Source organism: Cytobacillus sp. FSL W7-1323 (assembly GCF_038595015.1).
GTDB lineage: Bacteria > Bacillota > Bacilli > Bacillales > Cytobacillaceae > Cytobacillus > Cytobacillus kochii.
In genome coordinates, this window is sequence record NZ_CP151998.1 from 229692 (window position 1) to 251494 (window position 21803).

At 38.1% G+C, this 21803-nt stretch carries 19 protein-coding genes, 1 pseudogene and 2 riboswitches; of the genes and pseudogenes, 15 read left to right on the plus strand and 5 right to left on the minus strand.

Annotation, left to right across the window (positions count from 1 at the left end):
* The first annotated feature begins 132 nt into the window (after positions 1-132).
* The 4 genes from MKX67_RS01225 (at position 133) to MKX67_RS01240 (ending at position 3137) form a co-directional block, all read left to right on the plus strand.
* Entirely contained in the window at positions 133-1056 is a 924-nt protein-coding gene (locus tag MKX67_RS01225; RefSeq protein WP_095371049.1) for an ABC transporter ATP-binding protein, read from the plus strand.
* The gene (locus tag MKX67_RS01230; protein WP_095371048.1) at positions 1049-1732 is read left to right on the plus strand and encodes an ABC transporter permease; all 684 of its coding nucleotides are present in this window, start codon (positions 1049-1051) and stop codon (positions 1730-1732) included. The genes MKX67_RS01225 and MKX67_RS01230 overlap by 8 nt, the downstream gene beginning before the upstream one ends.
* Positions 1733-1897: 165 nt before the next feature.
* Complete coding sequence (locus tag MKX67_RS01235) at positions 1898-2458, plus strand: dihydrofolate reductase family protein (RefSeq protein WP_095371047.1); 561 nt, start codon at positions 1898-1900, stop codon at positions 2456-2458.
* 190 nt (positions 2459-2648) lie between these two features.
* On the plus strand, positions 2649-3137 hold the full coding sequence (locus MKX67_RS01240; protein ID WP_322910237.1) for a GNAT family N-acetyltransferase: 489 nt from the start codon (positions 2649-2651) through the stop codon (positions 3135-3137).
* Between the two features lie 227 nt (positions 3138-3364).
* Here the strand turns inward: MKX67_RS01240 and MKX67_RS01245 are convergent, their stop codons facing one another.
* Positions 3365-4228 carry a LysR family transcriptional regulator gene (locus tag MKX67_RS01245; RefSeq protein ID WP_095371038.1) on the minus strand — a complete coding sequence of 288 codons (864 nt, stop codon included), beginning with the start codon at positions 4226-4228 and terminating at the stop codon, positions 3365-3367.
* 199 nt (positions 4229-4427) lie between these two features.
* Between MKX67_RS01245 and MKX67_RS01250 the strand changes: the two genes are divergently transcribed.
* The 6 genes from MKX67_RS01250 (at position 4428) to MKX67_RS01275 (ending at position 9696) form a co-directional block, all read left to right on the plus strand.
* Positions 4428-5450: an AbrB family transcriptional regulator gene (locus MKX67_RS01250; protein ID WP_095371037.1), complete on the plus strand. Its 1023-nt coding sequence runs from the start codon at positions 4428-4430 to the stop codon at positions 5448-5450.
* Between the two features lie 98 nt (positions 5451-5548).
* Complete coding sequence (gene tcuA / locus MKX67_RS01255) at positions 5549-7030, plus strand: FAD-dependent tricarballylate dehydrogenase TcuA (protein WP_095371036.1); 1482 nt, start codon at positions 5549-5551, stop codon at positions 7028-7030.
* 209 nt (positions 7031-7239) lie between these two features.
* Positions 7240-7551 (plus strand): hypothetical protein, encoded by a 312-nt coding sequence (locus MKX67_RS01260; RefSeq protein WP_233435324.1) that lies wholly within the window; start codon positions 7240-7242, stop codon positions 7549-7551.
* A 237-nt stretch (positions 7552-7788) separates the two neighbouring features.
* A complete protein-coding gene (locus MKX67_RS01265; protein ID WP_095371035.1) occupies positions 7789-8295 on the plus strand; it encodes a sigma-70 family RNA polymerase sigma factor in 507 nt (168 codons plus the stop codon).
* On the plus strand, positions 8282-9145 hold the full coding sequence (locus MKX67_RS01270) for an anti sigma factor C-terminal domain-containing protein (RefSeq protein WP_095371034.1): 864 nt from the start codon (positions 8282-8284) through the stop codon (positions 9143-9145). Before MKX67_RS01265 ends, MKX67_RS01270 begins: the two co-directional genes overlap by 14 nt.
* 260 nt (positions 9146-9405) lie before the next feature.
* On the plus strand, positions 9406-9696 hold the full coding sequence (locus MKX67_RS01275) for a hypothetical protein (protein WP_095371033.1): 291 nt from the start codon (positions 9406-9408) through the stop codon (positions 9694-9696).
* A 20-nt stretch (positions 9697-9716) separates the two neighbouring features.
* Here the strand turns inward: MKX67_RS01275 and metE are convergent, their stop codons facing one another.
* Both metE and MKX67_RS01285 read right to left on the minus strand, forming a co-directional pair.
* Positions 9717-12017, minus strand: a complete 2301-nt coding sequence (gene metE / locus MKX67_RS01280) for a 5-methyltetrahydropteroyltriglutamate--homocysteine S-methyltransferase (RefSeq protein ID WP_322910239.1) — start codon at positions 12015-12017, stop codon at positions 9717-9719.
* A gap of 147 nt (positions 12018-12164) precedes the next feature.
* Positions 12165-12345: riboswitch (cobalamin riboswitch) on the minus strand.
* A 53-nt stretch (positions 12346-12398) separates the two neighbouring features.
* Positions 12399-12511, minus strand: a riboswitch (SAM riboswitch).
* Positions 12512-12585: 74 nt separating this feature from the next.
* Positions 12586-12873 (minus strand): DNA-binding protein, encoded by a 288-nt coding sequence (locus MKX67_RS01285; RefSeq protein WP_322910240.1) that lies wholly within the window; start codon positions 12871-12873, stop codon positions 12586-12588.
* Between the two features lie 282 nt (positions 12874-13155).
* Between MKX67_RS01285 and MKX67_RS01290 the strand changes: the two are divergent.
* The 5 genes and pseudogenes from MKX67_RS01290 to MKX67_RS01310 form a co-directional block, all read left to right on the plus strand.
* Positions 13156-14196, plus strand: a pseudogene (locus tag MKX67_RS01290) (glycosyltransferase family 2 protein); the annotation flags it as partial.
* A 462-nt stretch (positions 14197-14658) separates the two neighbouring features.
* Positions 14659-15900, plus strand: a complete 1242-nt coding sequence (locus MKX67_RS01295; RefSeq protein ID WP_322910328.1) for a nucleotide sugar dehydrogenase — start codon at positions 14659-14661, stop codon at positions 15898-15900.
* A 65-nt stretch (positions 15901-15965) separates the two neighbouring features.
* A complete protein-coding gene (locus MKX67_RS01300; RefSeq protein ID WP_307315779.1) occupies positions 15966-17453 on the plus strand; it encodes a glycosyltransferase in 1488 nt (495 codons plus the stop codon).
* Complete coding sequence (locus tag MKX67_RS01305) at positions 17443-17682, plus strand: hypothetical protein (protein WP_095371029.1); 240 nt, start codon at positions 17443-17445, stop codon at positions 17680-17682. The genes MKX67_RS01300 and MKX67_RS01305 overlap by 11 nt, the downstream gene beginning before the upstream one ends.
* Positions 17683-17701: 19 nt before the next feature.
* Positions 17702-17941 carry a hypothetical protein gene (locus tag MKX67_RS01310; RefSeq protein ID WP_095371028.1) on the plus strand — a complete coding sequence of 80 codons (240 nt, stop codon included), beginning with the start codon at positions 17702-17704 and terminating at the stop codon, positions 17939-17941.
* 1775 nt (positions 17942-19716) lie between these two features.
* On the opposite strand, the gene MKX67_RS01315 is transcribed toward MKX67_RS01310, so the two are convergent.
* Complete coding sequence (locus MKX67_RS01315; RefSeq protein ID WP_322910241.1) at positions 19717-20403, minus strand: DUF1796 family putative cysteine peptidase; 687 nt, start codon at positions 20401-20403, stop codon at positions 19717-19719.
* A 116-nt stretch (positions 20404-20519) separates the two neighbouring features.
* Positions 20520-21653, minus strand: a complete 1134-nt coding sequence (locus MKX67_RS01320; RefSeq protein WP_322910242.1) for a CamS family sex pheromone protein — start codon at positions 21651-21653, stop codon at positions 20520-20522.
* Between the last annotated feature and the right edge of the window lie 150 nt (positions 21654-21803).

The following is a 21803-nucleotide window of genomic DNA, read 5'->3' on the forward strand; positions in this document are numbered from 1 at the left end:
TCGCGAAAAGGGGTGTTCTGTTGGAACGGCTCTTTTTTTATTCAAACTTAAGAAATATGTAAGAAATGAGAAAGAAAAAAGATACTTTCTTTGCTTAAGCTAGAAGTAACAATCATAAAGGAGGTTAAGACAATGGATTACGTCGTGCAAACCAATGGCTTAACGAAAAAGGTCAAAGGTAAGGTGCTTGTAACTAATGTAAATCTTCATATTAAAAAAGGAGAAATATACGGATTTCTCGGACAAAATGGGGCTGGGAAAACGACGATCATGAAAATGCTCACGGGATTAATTCATCCTTCTTCAGGAGAGATTGCGTTATTTGGTGAAAGGCTTACAGAAAATAAGAAGTCTGGGTTGAAGCGTGTGGGTAGTATTATTGAATATCCGCTCTTTTATGAGCATTTAACAGCGAGAGAGAATCTACAGCTTCACTGTGAATATTTAGGGTTTTATGATCAAAAAGCCATTACGCAAGCTTTAGATATGGTTCATTTAAAAGGAATTGAAGGGAAAAAAGTGAAGGATTTTTCCCTTGGGATGAAGCAGAGATTGGGGATTGGCAGAGCCATCATAACAAAGCCGGAACTGATTGTTCTCGATGAACCTACCAATGGTCTTGATCCCATTGGTATAAAAGATATGAGAGATTTAATTCGCATGTTAAATAAAGAATATGGCATGACTTTTCTCCTTTCTAGTCATATTTTAGGGGAAATGGAACAGGTTGTTGATAGAATAGGTGTGATTAGGGATGGTCAATTAGTGAATGAAGTCACTTTGGCTGATATTAGGAAGCAGCAAACGGAATATATTGAGATTGTGACATCGAATGTAGAAAAATCAGTGTATTTGCTAGAGTACGAACTTCGTATTACTAATATGAAGATTATAGAAGACAATAGAATTCGCATATATGATTTAACCTTGTCCCCAAGTGAGATCTCAAAGGCATTAATTCTTCATCAGATTGATATAGAAGAGATACAAAAACATACGAGTACACTGGAAGATTATTTCTATCAAATTATCCATGGAGGTGAACAGCATGTTTAAATTAATGGAGCTGGAGTGGAGGAAACTAAAGCAAAAAATGGTGATGGGTGAGATCATTATTTATGCGGGTATTCTTATGTTTATGCCGATTTTCTTTATTAAAATGGTAAGCGCTGACTTCGGGCGAAGTTATGCGACAATTATTCAATTGATTTTGGCCATACAGATGGGCTGGGTGCTATTTGGAGCTTCTCTTATTAATCAGGTGGTTATAGATGAGTATAAGAACAAAACGTTCTCTCTTTCATTCGGCTATCCAATTAGTCGGAAAAAGTTAATTATCGCAAAAGTGCTTTTTATCTCACTCGCAGTTTTTCTCTGTACACTCGTATCCTTTCTGTTGTCAGGTATCGTCACGTATCTTCTTGATCATCTGTTCCATATCATTAATGGGCAACCAACCGTTGTAGATATTACTTCATATGCTAGTAAGATGATCATTCATTCTTTTTTCATTACACTAATTAGTTTAATTCCCCTCTTTTTCTTTGGGATTTGGAAAAGAGCAACGATTCCAACTGTCATTTGTGCCATGTTCCTTATGCAATTTCAAAACTTTTCTTCTCTTCTTAATATAAATCTCAATTCTGATCTTGTGAACGCAGGTCTATGTCTTTTGGGAGCGGTTAGCATTTTTCTTTCAATTAAGATGGTTGATAGAGTGGGGGATGTTTAGTACTAAGTTGATATTAGAGAGGGGATGGGAGATACAGGTTTTAAGTACCATGGATTCATTTCTTAAGAAACTAAAAATCAATTCTTATGAAGGTAAACGTAGCCCTAATTTTGCATATGCATAAAAGAGTACGATATAGCTTGTATAAAAAAGGAGGACAAAGGAATGGCAGAATTGATTTATCATGTGGCAATTACGGCAGACGGATATATTGCAGATCCAAACGATATAGCAGATGACAGCATTTTTCTTTATGAAGGTGACCATGGTCCGGATTTTTTAGCTGATATAAAAGGATACGGTATTGCTTTAATGGGCGGGAAGACATACGAAGTCGGATTAAAAGATGGAGTAAAGCCAGGTGAACCATGGCCTCTTGCAAAGTTTGCCAATCCCGACCTTAAGCACTATGTTTTCTCGAGTAAAATGGAGATGGAGTCAAATGAGGAAGTGAAGTTTGTAAAAGAAAATACAATTGAGTTTGTCAAACATTTAAAAAAGACAACGAATGAGAGAATTTGGCTTTGTGGCGGTGGTGAACTGGCTCATTCACTTCTTTACCATGAATTAATTGACACTCTTATACTTAAAGTGAATCCCGTCATGATAGGAGAAGGTATTTCACTTTTTGGTTCGAGCAAAAAACAAATCCAACTAGAACTAATTGACCTTAAAAAATATAATAATGGGGTTTTATTGCCTAAATACAGAATCATATACAAGTAAAGTAGTTTTTTGTGTAACCACGTATTGTTCATTACAAACACCATTAAAAGAATACCAAGCAAAACAACTTAATAGAGCTTACTACAATAAGATGTAGCAAGGCTCTTACATTTTTATATAAATGAAATAACCTTTATATAATTAATGTTAATGGAGATGTTAGATAGATTAAAAAGGAGGAGCTTATATAATGCCTGTGGCGCTTAGAGAAGTATTAAAATCAGAAAAGAATATCTTAAAAAACCTATACTCCCTGTACCTTCATGACCTTTCAAGATACACATCAACACTGGATATTGGGCCAGACGGTATCTTTGAATACGAGGGGGTTGATCAGTTTTGGGAAGTAGATGGGCTATCCCCATATTTCATCTTGATAGACGAGCGTATTATAGGGTTTATCCTCTTATTAGAGCGTCCGTTTCTAAGGAAAGAGTATGATTTTGCAGTGAATGATATTTTCTTGCTTAATAAATACAGAGGGAAAGGAAATAGTACGCGGGCTATTAAAGAGATATTTCATAAGAAACAAGGAAAGTATTACGTCATTGAACTGATTGAAAATAGAACTGCAGTATCTTTCTGGAGAAAAATATATAAAAATTTCAATATTCCATACGAAGAAAAGCAAGATATGATTGACGATGAGCTATGCTTGATTCAAACATTTAAAGTATAAATGTTAAGGTACAGACAGTTTGAAAACGAAAGATCAAACGATACAGCAGACGATAGCATTTTTCTTTAGGAAGGCGACTACTACCCTGAATTTTTATCGGACGTTAAAAAATGTGAATTCAGGCCAAAATAAATCCGTTTTTAGTGGTCAAAAAAAGATTTTAATAGTATTTATCAGACGCTTTAAAGACGAGCCAAACGCTAACGATTGGCCCCCTCCTCAGCAATTTACACATTATAATGACTCTTTAAAAAATCTATAAATAATTTAACATGACGTAAGTTTTCGACGAATGGGTTATAGAAGAGACTGGTTTCTCGGTAATAAATGTCTTCTCCAAAGTCATTTAATGAGATGGTGTATAAGTCTTCTTCACCTTCGATACTGATACCGGGTAGTACGGCGATACCAACGTTATACTTTACCATCTCTTTGCATGTAGCGGCTTGATCAGTTTCGATACTTGGATGTACAGGCTTTTGAAAATTGGTACGCCACCATTTATCAATTATGAGACTTAAGGGTGGATCTGTTTTATAAGTGATAAATGGTAGGTGAGGGATATCTTCTTTTTGAAACGGATTTTTTGATACGATAAATAATTCTTCATTACATAGTGTACATTTCTTTGCATTTAGGGAGTAATTACCGCGGATAATGGCTAAATGGATTTCTTCCGCATTGAGTGCTTCTTTCATTTCGCTGCTCCATCCCGTTTTCAGTTGTATATTTATATTAGGGTAAAGCTCTTTAAAGGCATTCAATATTCTGGGGAGGTGGTGTAGCGCGAACAAACCAGAAGCACCGATTGAGATCGTGCCCTTTATTTCTTCAGCTAGATTAGCTAGTTGATCTACGAGTAATCTTTCGTTATGTAAGGTTTGTTCTGCATGTTCATAAAGAATCCGCCCCTCTTCTGTAAAGTCAATTCCTTTTGACCCTCGTACAATCAACTCAATTTCATATTTTTTTTCGAGCTGTTTAATACGATAGGTGAGAGCAGGCTGCGATGTATACAAATTATTAGCAGTGTGTGTAATATTCTTTGTCTTGTACAAATCAATTAATAGGTGGCAATCATTAAGGTTCATAGCAATTTCCTTCCGCATTGATATAAAAATTTTTTATCGGTGTCGCTGAAATTTATTTATTTTATTCATTGGAATATATCATATATTCTGTAAAAGGAAAAATAAATTTGAATCTGGAGAGTTTTTTTACGGCTGTTGTTTTTGATTTAGTAGGCGTAATTACTGGAGGTAGTAGTGTTTAATCTTTGGAGGGGATTTAATGCGCGCAATTCTTCCTATTGCCACAGTGGTGATTGTAGCGATAGTTGGTGTAGGCATTTTTCAATTACTCTCCTTTCCTATGCCGTGGATGCTAGGCTCGTTATTTGGCGTATTGCTCACACAACTGATATGGAAAATACCTATGAAGTGGCCCGTTATGATGCGAAATATTGGGCTACTTATAGTAGGGACGGCAATTGGTCAGCTTTTTACTCTTAATATATTAGTCTCGATGAAAGACACTTTACTTTTTATGCTCATGCTCAATATTTCTTTAAGTGTATGTTGCTTTGGATTAGCCTATCTTTTGAAAATATGGGCAAAAATACCATTTGCGACAGCGATAACAGCTAGTATTCCCGGTGGGTTATCTCAATTAGTTATTTTTGCAGAGGAACAAGAGAATATTAACGTAGCTATAGTAACGTTTTTTCATGTCATTCGTGTTCTGTTTGTTGTTGGGCTTATTCCGATTATTGTTTCCCTAACTGGAGAGGCGCCGGAATCAGTCATACAAAGTTCAAACAATGTTCTGCATAATATCGGTCTAATCCTATTGGGACTTCTGTTTTTGCCAATTGGGAAAAAATTAAGATTGCCGGTGCCACATTTTTTAACGCCTGTCCTTATGGGTTTGCTATTAAGTCTATTTAAAGTAGATTTAGCCCCAATGGATAGTCACCTGTTGCATATAGCACAGCTTTGTATCGGTGCGTACATTGGATTACTGTTACATCCGAAATCTTTACGATTACCCGTTCGCGTATTAATAGGAGGGATTAGTAGTGCAATATTACTGTTAATCATCACCTTTATAATTGCAGAGGGAATGGTTTTATTATTTGATATGGATTTTGCCACCAGCTATTTAAGCACAGCTCCAGGTGGAATGGATCAAATGGGGCTCATCGCTACCGCATTACAAGCAGATGCTACACAGGTAACGATTTTTCAATTATTCCGCATGCTATTCATTTATATAGTTATTCTACCTGTATTAAAGTGGAAGATATTCAAGTGATAAAAAATTTTTATGGATATGTTTAAAAATTATGTATTTTATTTATTTCTAATCATTTCTTATAGTTAATCTATCAACGAATAAAGGGGATATGTTTGATGGCTAAATATGACGTAGTAATTGTTGGGGCGGGAAATGCGGCATTATGTGCAGCGATATCTGCAAAAGAGCAAGGGAGTTCGGTACTCGTATTAGAGAAAGGACCAATTGAAAAACGTGGTGGTAATTCATTTTTTACTGACGGCGCCATTCGTGTAGCTTATCAAAACTTAGATGCTATTACGAAAGTGATTGATTTAGATCAGGACACGATTAATAAAATTGATATGCCTGAATACAGCACAGAAGATTTCTATAATGATATTATGAGAGTTTCAAAAAATCAAAGTAAACCTGAGTTGATTCGTCAATTAGTTGATCAATCCTTACCAACGATTGAGTGGATGAAAACACAAGGTGTCGTATTTGAGTTGAACTATGCGAACCAATCTTTTGAAAAAGAAGGAAAGGTTCATTTCTGGGGCGGTTTACCAGTTAAAACCGTTGATAAAGGAATCGGCTTAATGCGCAGCTTATTTCATCGCTGTGAAGAGTTGGGAATTGAAATTTGGTATGAAAGTGCAGCCACGAATATTGTCACGGAAAATGAGGCAGTGGTGGCGATTGAAGTGCAAACAAAAGAGCAACTGCAAACGATTCAATGTGAAAGTGTTGTTTTAGCATGTGGAAGTATAGAAGCGGACAAAAAGAAACGTGCGGAAGCATTAGGAATGGAGTGGAACGAAGCAATCGTTAGAGGGACTGAGTTTAACACGGGTGATGGGATTGATATGGCGGTATCAATCGGTGCGCAAACGTTTGGTCAACGGAATGGCTGTCATGCCATTGGAACAGATGCCAATGCCCCACGAGTAGGTGATTTCCAAAAACCAGGTGATATTTTCAAAAAGCATTCTTACCCTTATAGCGTGATGGTCAATGTGGAAGGTCACCGTTTTGTAGACGAGGGAGCCGATTTCCGTAACTACACCTATGCAAAATATGGTAAAGAAATATTAAAGCAACCGAAAAATATAGCCTACCAAATTTATGATGCTAAAGTTCGCCCAATCTTACGTGCGGAGTATGATTTAGAAGAAGCGACCGTCATTGAAGCAGCTACACTTGAAGTGCTTGCAGATCAATTAGATATAAATAAAGAACAATTCCTACAAACCATTTTTGACTATAATGCAGCGGTTCAAGAAGGTGAATTCAATCCTTCAGAAAAGGACGGTAAATCGACAAAAGGCATTACCCCAGCCAAATCTAACTGGGCACAAACCATAAGTGAAGGCCCATTCTATGCCTATCCTGTGACTTGCGGGATTACGTTCTCATTTTGGGGATTAGCGACAACAATCGAAGGGGAAGTAGTCAATCAATCGAATAAACCAATCGAAGGCTTATATGCTGCTGGAGAAATGATTGGCGGTATCTTCTACGAGAATTATCCCGGCGGTTCAGGCTTAATGTCTGGCGCCGTCTTTGGTAAATTAGCTGGTGCAGCGGCTTCGCGCCATGCTCAGAAAGTAAAATAACTCCTTTCACACAAGGTATTCTCGTTACCTTGTGTGTTTTTTTGTAGTGTAGTGTGCTGACAGTTCGCTTACGCTGGTTTTGATTTTTACTTTCCTGCTCTTTAATAAATTATGTTTTTTATATAAATGTAAATAATGGTAATATAATGAAGATATCTATTTCTAGAAGTTTTATGAGTAAATTTCCTGTGAGGTGTAAATCAGATAGTATGATAGGTTTTATCGCGGTCTTATTCAGCATGCTAGGATTCTTCTTAATTATTAATATGTTCCTAGCCATTTTGTATTTTTTTAGTAGTAGAGCTGGTGGAAAATTTTACAGCTGGATAACAGAGGATTTTGTGTTTCTGATGATTTTATCCATACCTTTCTTTGCTTTAACGGAACTAACTGCTAACGAATTGTATAATCGCTTTAACGGGTTTCTTGCAAGAATCCTACTGATTTTTTATATTATTACCTTATTCATCTTAGCGATCGTTTTCTTTATATTATTTGGCTATTTTGCAGAAATGGGGTAAGGGGAGACTAATGCTGTTGATTGATATCCTGTTTTAGTCTTACTTTAGTGAACACTATATAAAATATAATTTATCACCATATAAAAGAGTGCTAATTATCGAGACCACAGTTTAAGCTCATGCTGTGGTTATTTTATTATGGTTTGAAACATTATTATGCTAGATATTAATATTAATTTTAGAATTTTGTTAACATTACTACTATCTGTTTCGTCTTATAAGCATAGGAGGAGGGATATGAGAGAAGCGTTGAATATCGATGTCTTGAATAGAGAGTTAAATATTGTTTATAAATATTTATTAAAAAAAGGGGTACCCCACATAGATGCTCAAGATGCTGTGCAAGAAACAGCGCTTAAGTATATCAAATTATCTGACACGATTCGTTCATCAAAGGTACGAAGTTGGTTAATTCGTGTGGCATTGAATTACCATTATGACCAATGTCGCAAAAATAAGAAATACCACTTTAATTTAGATGAACATAGTGGTGAGCCGGAAAGTACGGAAACCCCCGAGGCGCTAGTTATCTCAAAAGAACGTGCGAGAGAATTGTCTAGTATACTCAATCAGTTAAAACCTTTTTATGCAGAGATTCTACTATTAAAATATCAATCAAATTTCACATATGAGGAGATAGCTATCATTTTGGGGATAAGCATTGGCGCTGTGAAGATTAATTTATACCGCGCTCGAAAGAAATTATTGAAGTGTTTGGAGGAGGCACGTGATGACGAATCATAAAAAGGATGAAATGGATTTTATTAGTGATTCACTATTCCGGCGTTCAGTAAGAAAGGCAAGATGGAAGCAATTTGGTTTATATTTTTTAATTTCTACGATATCCGTTCTTATTTTAATCTTCTTAGTTTTTAGTGGTGTTCAATATCTTATCAATAAAAAAATAGAAAGTGGTATGGATGAGGATTTAAACAGTTGGTCGAAAGGAGCAGGTATTATCAGCCATAATACTACCTTTCATTATAATCTCTTTAGCGCCATTGGTGAGACGGTCTATTTTAAGGAAATTGGAGGAAGACAATTTGTTTGGAATAAAGAGACAAATGAATATCCAGCGATAGGTAGAATAAAGCTTGTTAGTCGAGAGAGCGGTTTAACTGAAGGAAATAAGGTAGATGAAGAAACTAAAAGGGTTGTTCGGTACAACCAAATGAATAATGAGCGTATTGTTGATTTTTATTACCCTCGAATCAACTACAGTTATTTACCTCAGGAAATTGATATAGCTGTAGGACTCGACAAAAACACATTAGTAGAAGTAGCAATATCATTTGATGAACCGATGACTCTTAAAGAATTGGGTAATATCATGGGTGTGGAGAATATCGACTGGTTATGGGTTAATGAGCACACACCGAAACCAACAGAAGGAGATCCTGACCTGCATCATGTGTTGAATGGTGATAACGCTTATGGATATGGTGTTTCAGAAGACGATCCTTATTATAACGATGAATCAGAAACGCTAATTAGTGGAGCCATGATAAGCGGCACACCAGAGGAGTTGGAAAGGTTTAGAGATATAAGTATCATTAGGGCATCTGTTTTAGGGGTAACGATTGATAAATATTAGGATAAAAGGGGTACTCGTATGAATAACAATTACAAATGAAAGATACAAAGGTTATATCGGAAGAAAATTAATGAAAATAAGCAAGATGAGGCCGCAAATGGTCTAGAGCTTCTCCTCGTCGTTTTGATTTTAGTGGTGCTCGTTTTTTGAGTGCGGATGTGAACTGGTTTTGACGTAGTATCATCTCTGATTTGGTAAACGAAAAGGTACAAATACCCAACCAACAGTAATGTGAATAAATAAGAGAGGATGCACCCACTATGAAAAAGCTGTTCCTAAATATGATAAGTATTATTTCTTTCGCCCCTTTTATTACACAAGTCACGCAAGCAGATGTGACGAATAATCTGCGGAAGTTAAAGGATTATAGTTGGTTTAATGCTTATTTGCAGAATGAGATTTATCGCAACTTAATCATCCATAATGTCCGGGTACGGAATGTGATTGGTGAATTTAACGAAAAGAGATTTAACCATGGTTCTTATCAGAAGAAGATGGATAAGAAACTAAACACTGTACTATTAAACGAGGAAATCCGAACGAATGTATAATCGTTCGGATTTCTGTTTGTTTATTCGCCTTTTTTTACAAGTAATTTTTCCCGCGAGAGTTTGGCAGCTTGCACCATGACTGTTAGGGCTGCGACGGTTTCGTCCATGCCTCTTGTTTTGAGGCCGCAGTCAGGGTTAATCCAGAAAAGTTGTGGGTCTAGTACTTGTAAGGCACGGTCGATGTTTTTCGTTAGTTCGTCGAGTTGTGGCACCCGAGGGCTGTGAATGTCATATACACCTAAGCCGATACCTTGTTCGTAGGTGCTTTCTTCAAATGAGTGAATGAGTTCGCCGTGGCTTCTTGATGTTTCAATGGAGATGACATCAGCGTCGAGTGCTTGAATGCTTGAGATAATGTCTTCGAAATCGGAGTAGCACATATGCGTATGAATTTGTGTTTCATTTCTGACAGAAGTGGTGGCTAGTCTAAAAGCATAAACAGCAGCGTTCAGATAATCTTCCCACTTCTCTTGTTTGAGTGGTAATCCTTCACGAATGGCTGGTTCGTCTACTTGAATCATCCGGATACCATTTGCTTCTAGTGCTTCTACTTCTTCTCGAAGGGCAAGGGCAATTTGGTTTGCGACTTCGTAACGAGGGATATCGTCGCGGACAAATGACCAGTTTAAAATCGTAATCGGACCAGTGAGCATACCTTTTACCGGGTGATCTGTTAAGGACTGGGCATAGACTGTTTCTGCAACTGTCATTGGCTGTTCAAATGAGACATCTCCATAAATGAGTGGTGGTTTGACACAACGAGAGCCATAAGACTGCACCCAACCGAATTTTGTGAATTGGAATCCGGCTAATTTTTCACCGAAGTATTCGACCATATCTGTGCGCTCGAATTCGCCATGAACAAACACATCAAGGCCTAGCTCTTCTTGAATATCAATCCACTTTTTAATTTCCGTTTTGATATATGTTTGATAGTCAGTAGCAGTTAACTCTCCTTTACGCCATTTTAAACGATTTCTTCTCACTTCCTGTGTTTGTGGGAAGCTTCCAATCGTTGTTGTAGGTAGGAGTGGTAGTTGGAAGGCTATTTTTTGTGTTGCTTGACGAACAGAATAAGGTGCTTCGCGCTCTGCTAGTGATGATGGTAAGTTTTGAATGGCTGTTTGTACTTGTTGATTGTTTCTAATAGAAGATTGATTTAGCACCTCGATAGCAGTTCGTCTCTCGTTTATCTCATCTTGGATTTGCTCTTTTCCTTCTCTTATTCCTTTCGTTAGCACTACGATTTCTTGTAATTTTTCATCAGCAAAGGCGAGTGCGGTCTTTAATGTATGATCTAGTGTTTCTTCAATTTTGACTGTAACGGGTACATGCAATAAGCTGGATGAAGGCTGGATGATTAAGCGATCTTTCGGAACAATTGCTGTAATTTTTTCTAGAAGAGAGAGCTTATTATCAAGTTTGGCGCCCCAGATATTACGGCCATCGATGAGACCTGCAGCTAATACTTTATCACTTGGGAAGCCGAATTTTTGTAAAGAAGCGAGGTTTTGACCTGCATCATGGACAAAATCAAGGCCGATCGCTTGCACAGGTAATGAGGTAACAGCTTCAAAATGAGTGATGCTTTCAAAATACGTTTGTAAAATGATATTTATCTGTGGTGCTGCCTGGTGTAATGTTTGGTAAACTGCTTGATAGAGTGAGATGTCTTCTTCTGTGAGGGTAGTTGCTAAAATAGGTTCATCGATTTGTACCCACAAGGCACCTTCTTGCTGTAATTCTTTTAAAATTTGTGCATAAAGAGGAACGAATTGATTGACGATTGATTTGAATTCACTTTCTTTATAGCCCTTTGATAATTTCACAAACGTAATCGGGCCCAAGATAACCGGTTTCCCGTCGATTTCAAGCTTCTCTTTTCCTTCTTTATAAAAGGCAAGTGGCCGGTTTTCAGCAAGTGTTGGCGTGAGGTTGTTGAGTTCTGGCACGATGTAGTGATAGTTTGTGTTAAACCATTTGGTCATTTCAGCTGCCACGGCATCTTTGTTCCCTCTGGCAATATCAAAATACGTTTCGATATCAACCTTCCCACCTCTGTATGTAAAACGCTCAGGAACAAGTCCAAACATCACAGCTGTATCAAGGACATGATCATACAGTGTGAAATCGCCAACCGGGATGAGATCAACGCCAAGTTGTTTTTGTTTCTCGAGAGAGGATAAACGAATGACTTCCATTTGTTGCAGAAAAGTCTCTTTATTCAACTTACCACTCCAAAATTGTTCTAGAGCTTTCTTCCACTCCCGCTTCTCGCCAATTCTTGGATAACCTACATTTGAGCTTTTTACTTCAGTCAATTTAAACACTCCTTTAGATTGTATTTTCTCAACAAAAAATCTCTCTATTTATTATTAAATGAGAGATTCATACGCAATATTAACTAGAGTTGAGACCATTTGATTTGCTCAACACGTATTCATCACTCCTCTCTATGCATCCGTAGAGTCTAAGTGCAAACAACAGACAGGTCTCCTGACTTCGGATTATCGCTCGTTATCCCTTCCCATTTCTATTATGAAATAGTGGTCAATGATAAGTCGCTCTCCTTCACAGTGGCGGGACCGTGCCGGCATTCCACCGGGCTTCCCTTTTAAGCAATCATGCATCTGTTGCCTTTGTTATTAAGTTTTGAAAATACAAAAGACCTCTCTAATTAAAAATAGAGAGGTCTTTATCCTCTCTTATTTGCCAAAGCTATTACACTTTGCAGGAATTAGCACCTTTTTAACAAATAATTGTTAAAGGTTGCTGGGTTTCATCGGGCCAGTCCCTCCACCTCTCTGAATAAGAGAATTACATATTTATAATATTTTGAATTTTACAGATAGATTAGCATAATAAATGGAAGCTGTCAAAATAAATTCTTCATGAGTGATATATATCATCAGATTCAAGCCACTTGCGAAATTTATGTAGATGGTAATAATGCTTGCCATTAAGAATGACTTTTGGTGCGTGAGGATGCTTCTGTAATAGATCCTTCATGTCAGCTTCACTTAAATAAAAGTAAAGATGAAGGTGGCTTTGCTCCACAAGTAAATGATTCATATTACCTTCATTTTTACTACTAAATTGCTTCAACCCATTGCCTATGAAATAGCCAAGTAATGCTAAACCGGCGGCAATCCAAATAAAATTCAACTCGAATTCCAATTTGTACTCCCCCTTAAATACATATATATCTACTTTAACATCTCCTAACGAATAGTAATAATATATTTTTTAGTGCCGAATCGGATCAATGCCCCCATAATTAAACCAATCTACCCTGTCTATCGCACCATCTTTCATAGATTGTATACTTGTCCGAGAACAAAATTGGCCAAGCTGTATATATTGATATTACTTAGTGTTTTTCTCGGGTTTGTGATGGAAAAGGCTATAGTTAGCACAAAGGAGACTATTAATTTTGCTGAAGGAGAGAAGTGAAGTGTTATGAATCTATCTGTTATTATTCCCATTCAGAATGAAGAATCTACGTTGTCAGCCGTTTTAGAAGAGTTAGTGAAGATTGAGCCATATGAAATCATCGCTGTTTTGAATGGTTCAACAGATGGATCGGAGAAAATAGCGGAAGCATTTGAATGTAGAAAGCTTGTTTATAAAGAACCTCTAGGGGTGGATATTGGACGAGCAATTGGTGCAAGGGAGGCAAAAGGAGATACGCTTCTTTTTATTGATGGTGATATTGTCGTTAGAGCACAGGAGCTACAAGCACTGCTTGATGGCATTCAGGATGGGGCTGATATTGCCCTAAATGATTTAAGCTGGACAATGAAGCGCCCCATTAGACCACATCCGACAGCAGTATCAAAGTTCTCTCTTAATCATTTTTTAGGTAAAGGTGAGTTATCCGTTAATTCCTTAGTCGCTGTTCCTCATGTGATGAAAAAATCAGCGCTTGATACAATTGGTTGGGAGAATTTAGCTTGTCCGCCATTAGCTCATAGTATAGCTGTGATGAAAGAATTAAAGATGAGTGCACCAGTAGCCATTGATGTGATTGCTACAAATAAGATTCGACCGAAACATCAACAGAAGATTACGGGCTCCTCTTTTTCATTTTCAACAAGTTTAATAATTGGTGACCATTTACGTGCAGTGGCCCAACTGATTGAAGAGAGAGGATATCGCGGTGGTTTAAACGATGGCAGGCGAAATCGGCAATCTTTTAAGGAATATGTACAAGCCTTTTCGGTAAAGGAAGAGAAACGAGCGAAGTATAGTGCGATTATTCCTGTAGGGAAGGAGCCGGATACGATTGCTGAAGTGATTGCTGAGGTAAAGAAGGCAGGCATTGATGAAATCATTGTTGTGTTAAATGGAGCAGATGAACGAACAAAGGAAAAGGTAGAAAAGTCAGGTGTGAAAGTGATTGCGTTTGACCAGGCACTCGGACATAACATTCCAAGAGCGATTGGTGCGCTTCACAGTACAGGAGATATCTGTTTGTTCTTAGATAGTGATTTTGTTATCAAAGCAGAAGATTTAACCCCTTTTATACATGCTGTAGAAGAAGGGGCAGATATTGCTTTAAATGATTTAGAAATATTGCTCGACCGTGCCCATCCGTTGCATTCTGTGAGTGCTGCTAAGTACCTTCTGAATATGGCACTGAAAAGAGAGGACCTCACCGTTAATTCTCTCACTGCTATTCCACATGCAATGAGCAGGAAAGTGATTGACGAGATTGGTATCCTCACATTAATGTCTCCACCGTTATTTCAAGCAAAGGCAATTCTAAAAGGATTTAAAGTCGAATCCATTCATTATGTCGATGTCGTCAAGCCAAATAAAATTAGAAAACAGCATCACAGGCAAGCCGATGGTCGGGTCGAATCAACTGACCGGATTCTAGGTGACCACATTGAAGCATTTTCATATTTACTATCGTTCAATCAGAGATGCGGTTATACAGATGGCAATCGAAAATGGGACATGCTCCAAGGTCAAATAGATAGAGTTGCTGTTATTGGTCTCGGCTATGTTGGTCTCCCACTGGCTCTCCACTTAGCAAAAAAGGGCTGTCATGTAACGGGCATCGATCAAGATACTCATAAGATTGAGTTATTACAGCAAGGGAGCAGTTATATTCCTGATGTAAAAGATGAAGAGCTGCAAGCGGTTCTAAATTTCATTCCAAAACATACGGATGCAGCTATAGCTTTGCTTAAAGCCGCTGAGTATATCATCGTCACAGTTCCAACCCCAATTGACGAACATCATGAACCGGATTTAAGAGCGATGATTGCCGTTACTAACTATCTTTGCCAATATTTACAGACGGGACAAACGATTATTTATGAAAGCTCTACTTATCCGGGAACAGTAGAAGAGGTGATTGAGCCTATATTCACACGCCATCACTTTAAAGCTGGTGAAGACTACTACTTATGTTATTCACCCGAGAGAATTGATCCTGCAAATAAGCAATATACGTTAGCCTCTATCCCAAAAGTAATTAGTGGTCAAACAGAGAGCTCTCTTGCGAAAATTGATCAGTTTTATGCAAAGTATTTTGCTGAAGTTGTGCCAGTAAGCTCGCCGAAAGTTGCAGAGTTAGCTAAGTTATTTGAAAATACACAGCGATTAGTCAATATTTCACTAGTGAATGAGTTGGACGAGCTATGTGAACGATTAGACATTGATTTTTATGAAGCCCTGCAGGCAGCTGCGACAAAGCCATTTGGATTTACTCCTTATTGGCCTGGTCCGGGAATAGGTGGACATTGTATCCCTGTTGATCCGATATATTTACAATGGAAGCTCAATCAATACGGCTTAAGCAGTCAGCTCGTAGCAGCAGCAAGAGAAATTAATGATACGATGCCTCAAAAAATCGTCAAAAAAGTAGAAGCTGAATTAGCAGGGGAGACCGGGGCAATCCTTGTTGTTGGCCTAGCGTATAAAAGGGATGTGAACGATGTCCGTGAATCCCCAGCTTTAACAATTTTTAACGAACTCTTGCAAAAAGGTTATCAGGTAGACTATCACGATCCTTATGTACCAACAGTTGTTCTTGAAAATAAAAGCTATCAATCTGTTCCGTTAACAAACGAGACATTATCAAAGTATCAATTAACCCTGCTTCTTACGGACCATAGTAATTTGGATTATAAACTTTTATCGAAAGTAGAAAATATCATTGATACGAGGCATGTATTAAAAACAGGGAAATGAACAAGCGATACTATATTCCTTGTAAGGGGGTGATGCCACTTAAAGATGTAAGGAGACGATGCTTTTTGGATGGTTCGTGTTTATCTTTGATTGTTCCTATTAGTCGGGATGCGAGTAATCAGTATGTGAGTAAGTTAATCCAGACCTATCAATCTATCACAAATGTTGAGCTAATCTTTGTTGCCCATAAATTATTAAATGTTGATCCGTTTCGTCTCGTAGTAAATGATGCTTGGCAACATGTCTACGAAGCACATGTCATCGGGGCAAAAAAGGCAACAAGATCATGTATGTTATTTTTAGATCTCAACCAACATATTACGGTACCAACGCTCCAGCAATTTTTACAACCTCTGATGGACAATAGCGCGGACGCTGTTCTCAATAATATGGACTATGAATTTCAAAAAAAACACCGCCACATTCCTTCTACTATTTTCCCGCAAATAACCAATGCTTTTATCCATCGTTCGGATTTAAAAATAGACCAAATCGTGTTCGTCCCTTATGGACTCTCTAGAAAAGCAGTAGATACTATTGGTATCGATACGCTTAGCAATCCTGTTGAAGCACATGTGAAATTAGTTCAACAAGGCTATGTATTGTCACATCAGCTTCCTATTCGTAATATCTTTCAGCTGCAAAATCAAGTGTGGGATAGGAAAGATGACAGGAGAAGAATAGACGATTATTTACAAGCTTACACACAAAGGTTCCCGCCTAATAGCCGATCAAAGTTTTCTGATGGTGAAAGAAGATTAGATGTACTAGATTCTGTTATCCAGGGCCATCAGCCAACTATTAGAAAAAATGACCATGCCAACAATCCCTTATCCCAGTTATCAGTTATCATCCCAGCTCAAAATGAACAAGCACGAATTAAGGCAGTAATTGAGGAGTGTATGCGATTAGGTCCGTTAGAAATCATCGTTGTAGTGAATGGGTCAAATGATCAGACAGCGGTTCATGCATATGATGCAGGGGCAACGGTTATTCAGTTTGCTGAAAAACTAGGTTTAGATACTGGTAGAGCGATAGGTGCCCACTTTGCCACCGGAGAGATTTTGTTATTTGTTGATGGCGATTTTGTCATCGCGATGGAAGACTTACAGCCATTTGTACAGGCTGTAGAGAGGGGCGTTGATGTTGCAGTAAATGACCTCAATGCTAGCTTAAAACAGCACTGGCCACTTCACTTAGTTACTGCCTGTAAATACGCAATAAATGTAGCATGTAATCGAGCTGATTTAGGTGTGGGTTCCACTGTTGCTGTCCCCCATGCCTTGAGTAGGAAAAGTATTGAAAAAGTCGGTGTTGGGTCACTAGCTAATCCTGTATTAGCTTACGTAAAGTTACTTGTTAATCATTGTGTAGTCGAAAATGTACACCATGTTGAAGTGGATAAAATCAATCGCTTTCGCCCGCATACTCATTATGCTAATCGAAAAGGATGTCTAGCCCCCACTACTTCAGTCATCGTCGGTGATCATTTAGAGGCGATGATATATTTAGGGAATTTACAAAAAAAAGGAGAGAAAAAGAATGGCTTGTAAAGATGAAAGTTGTTTTGATGTGTGTCTAAAATTGGTGGTAAATACGAATAACAGAAGGGCAGAAACGTCCGTTGAGTGCGATGATGCTTGCGGTGGTATCGAGTTCGAATTTGAAAATGGTGTCATTCAAATCACTTTACCACTTGTAGCGTGTGTGGAGACGACATTAAAAGATGATTTAAGTGCAAGTGCAGAGCTAACAAGCTTATCTTTACCAGGCTATCAATAAACACAAGGAGTGAATGGAAATGGCATGTAGTCATAAAAGTTGTTTTGATATTTGTTTGAAGATCATAGTAAATACGAGAACAGGAAGAGCAGAAACGGAAGTGCAATGCGATGAGGTCTGCCCAGGTCTTGAGTTTGAATTCGAAAATGGCATCATTATCATCACGATTCCACTAGTTGCCTGTGTGGAAACAACCTTAAGAGACTCCCTGCGTGCAGATGCACAACTCGTCAGTTTATCTTTGCCAGGTTATTCTTGAACAAATAAGGAGTACGGAACCTGATACCATTTTGGTGTGAGGTTCTTTTTATACATAAAAAAGATGGATGTTGATGTGTTTAAGAGTGAGGAGGAATAGAGAGAAACTCTTGTCTAGTCGGTCAAAGTCGGTTTAAGAACTGCGGGAAAAAAGGAAAACAGTCGCTCTTGGGATACTAATATATGTTGATAACGGGAAAAAAGAGACACCGTCGAATAGGAGGGGATATCTCACCTTTAAGCCCTTCTCAATTGGAGAGAGATAGAAAAGGGAAAAATCAATTTTGTGCACCATCCTCAGAGATGTTGAATTTTTGCTCTTCATTCAGGCTGAAATTGGCTAACGAGAGCCAAGTATGCATAAATTACGAGTCATACAAACGGAAATGAGTTAACCAGAGGTAAGCAAACTGTGATTGCGAGTCCCTCAAGAGGGAATCTGTAAAGGAGAGGTGAGCAAACTGTGATTGCAAGTCCCTCAAGAAGGAATCTGTAAATGAGAGGTGAGCAAACTGTGATTGCGAGTCCCTCAAGAGGGAATCTGTTAAGGAGAGGTGAGCAAACTGTAATTGCGAGTCCCTCAAGAGGGAATCTGTTAAGGAGAGGTGAGCAAACTGTAATTGCGAGTCCCTCAAGTAGGAATCTGTTCACGAGAGGTAAGCAAACTGTAATTGCGAGTCCCTCAAGTAGGAATCTGTTCACGAGAAGTGAGCAAACTGTGATTGCAAGTCTCTCAAGAGGGAATCTGTAAAGGAGAGGTGAGCAAACTGTGATTGCAAGTCCCTCAAGTGGAACCCCTGTTAATGAGAGGTGAGCAAACTGTGATTGCAAGTCCCTCAAGTAGGAATCTGTTCACGAGAGGTAAGCAAACTGTAATTGCGAGTCCCTCAAATGGGAATCTGTAAAGGAGAGGTGATCAAACTGTAATTGCAAGTCCCTCAAGAGGGAATCTGTAAAGGAGAGGTGATCAAACTGTAATTGCGAGTCTCTCAAGAGGGAATCTGTAAAGGAGAGGTGATCAAACTGTGATTGCAAGTCCCTCAAGAGGAAATCTGTAAAGGAGAGGTGAGCAAACTGTGATTGCAAGTCTCTCAAGTGGAACCCCTGTTAATGAGAGGTGAGCAAACTGTGATTGCAAGTCCCTCAAGTGGAACCCCTGTTAATGAGAGGTGAGCAAACTGTGATTGCAAGTCCCTCAAGTAGGAATCTGTTCACGAGAGGTAAGCAAACTGTAATTGCGAGTCCCTCAAGAGGAAATCTGTAAAGGAGAGGTGAGCAAACTGTGATTGCAAGTCTCTCAAGTGGAACCCCTGTTAATGAGAGGTGATCAAACTGTGATTGCAAGTCCCTCAAGTAGGAATCTGTTCACGAGAGGTAAGCAAACTGTAATTGCGAGTCCCTCAAACGGTAATCCGTTAATGAGAGGTAAGCAAACCGGAATTGCGAGTCTCTCAAGAGGGAATCTGTTCACGAGAGGTTAACAAACTGATTTGCGAGTAACTCAAACAGAAATTTCCCAACGAGAGGATAGCAAAATGAAATTGCGAATCACTCAAACCAAAACCCCTCAATGAAAGCTGAGCAAACTGGATTTGCACGTCACTTAAAGGAAAACCACTCACGAAAGCCGAACAAACGGAATTTACCATCATTTATAAGAAAATCAAACCAATTGGTCTAGGGATGAGAGACGCAGTGAGCAAAATATAGCTACACACTTAATTCCTTTCGATATCTAAGTACTAAATAAAAAAGACAGTGCATTATCGACTGTCTTTACTTCCTCAAACTCACATCAGTAAGGATTTCATTCCATATTTGTTTATCATAATGATGGTTAACGGGTATTTTAACGAAGCAGATTCGTTCATGTGGCCATTCCTCATCAATGAGTGGTCGTTCTAATGGTACATTTACTTGTTGGATGATAATGAGGTTGAAGGGGCCGCGGGTAATTTTGGAGAGAGTCGTTTGCAATTCAATAATGTCTTCGTATTTTGCAATTTCCCATTCATATCGGATGAATAAGGTTTTTTTGCTAGTTTGTATTTTTGTGAGAAAGTTTTGAATGCGTTTGTTGAGTTTTTGTTTGAATGCTGGGTACTGATCTGTCCACTGTTGGTTGGCAATCATAGGGAAATCGTGGACAGAATCAATTTGATATAGACGGTCATGAACAAAATGAGCCCTTGCAGGAGTGGTTCCTCCTTCTTCATAAATGACTTGTCCTTCATGGACGAAATGTGCGGTAATATTCTTTTCCTCCATGTGATCTTTTTCCATGTAATTTTTAAACTTGTTTTTAAGTAGCTGATTGACCATGTTAAGATGTGGCGACTGTATCCAATCAAAAGGGAATGAATTTTTTCTTAGATGATGCTCTTTTGTGTAGATGGCAGGACCACACCAACAGCCTAAACTTACAACGAGATCATATACGCCTTTTGTTTCTGATAGCTTCAAGTTATCACTCCTTTACTTATAATTATTTTATTGATAAAGGAGAGGAAATGATTGGACAAACAGTTAAAAGCAGTAGAAAAGGCTCCTCCTTTTTTAAAAAAGAAGAAGCCCTACTTTTATAATATTTCCGTTAAGATCTCTTTGTTCTCTGTATCCCAAATCATGAGCCCAAGTTCTTCATCTACATTGATGATGCGAATGGAGACGGGCACATGGTCGCCTGCTATAGAATTAATTTTCGTACCGCAAAAGTTAAGAATGCTCGTTAACTCGGCCTTTGAAATACCTGGTGCATAGATTTTTAATTCTATATTCGTTAAATTATCATGCTCATAATTAATATCGCCGTTTAATCTCAAATCTAAATTTGTAAAGTAGGTAAGAAGGTCATCTGATAGATAATTGAGACTATCATGGAGACTTTTATCCACTTCATTTAATTCATCTGAAGGATAGACATATTGGTCTTTTTCAACCTCTTCCCAGCTGCCGATACCTTGTTTGCCTTTATCAATATAAGTATGAGCAAGAAATTGGCCAGGTGTAATTTCATTTTGGCCTGCCTCTTCATAGATAGATAAGATAATGGGTACATTAGGGACATTTTCAATCCCTCTGACGGCAGAAATAACATTTTTTGCGATGTTTTTCGCATATTTTTCGTTGTAACTCTTGTCTTTATAAACCTCATTCACTCTTACTTCACCTGTGTGAACTAATCCGGCATCATCCATTACTCGAATATGGTAGTAATCATTGATAGAAATAGCTAATGAAATCCCAACAACTTTACCTTTGTCATTTAAGTAATTTTGTTCGTGAATATGAGAGATGATTTTAGGGGTTTTTTCCTCATCTTCCAGTCGATCTTTTGTTTCTTTCATTTTAGGGTTCAGCCCATTAGGCGTATCATTAGACTCTCTAGCAAGTAATTCATTGAGCAAGTCACTATCTATGTATTGACCTGATTGATAAAGGTGGTCTTCTGGTGAAAAATATTCAGAAGTGATATCCATCAACCCTAGTTCAATCTCAGTGATATCGTAGTTATTAGAAACATTTGCTGTAATTGCACCTCGTGCCATAGCTGGCTCAAACGGTTGCTTGACTTTAAATATATTATTCTCAATTTGCGTTGGAATGACGATATCTTCGGGTTGATCTGTGGTTTCTTCCTCGTCCTTATTCATACATGCTGTTAGCGTAATAAGTAGTAATGGTGTAAGTGTAAGTAGTAGAAGCCTTCTCATGGTTAACTCCTTGTTTGTATGTTTTTGAACCAATTATCTTGCAAATAAAAGGTACCATATAATGACATTATGTACAAATGATATTTTCATAGCTTGCTTGAAAAAGGAGGATTATGAAAGGTGGAATAGAAAGGGTTAGAAAAGAAAGAA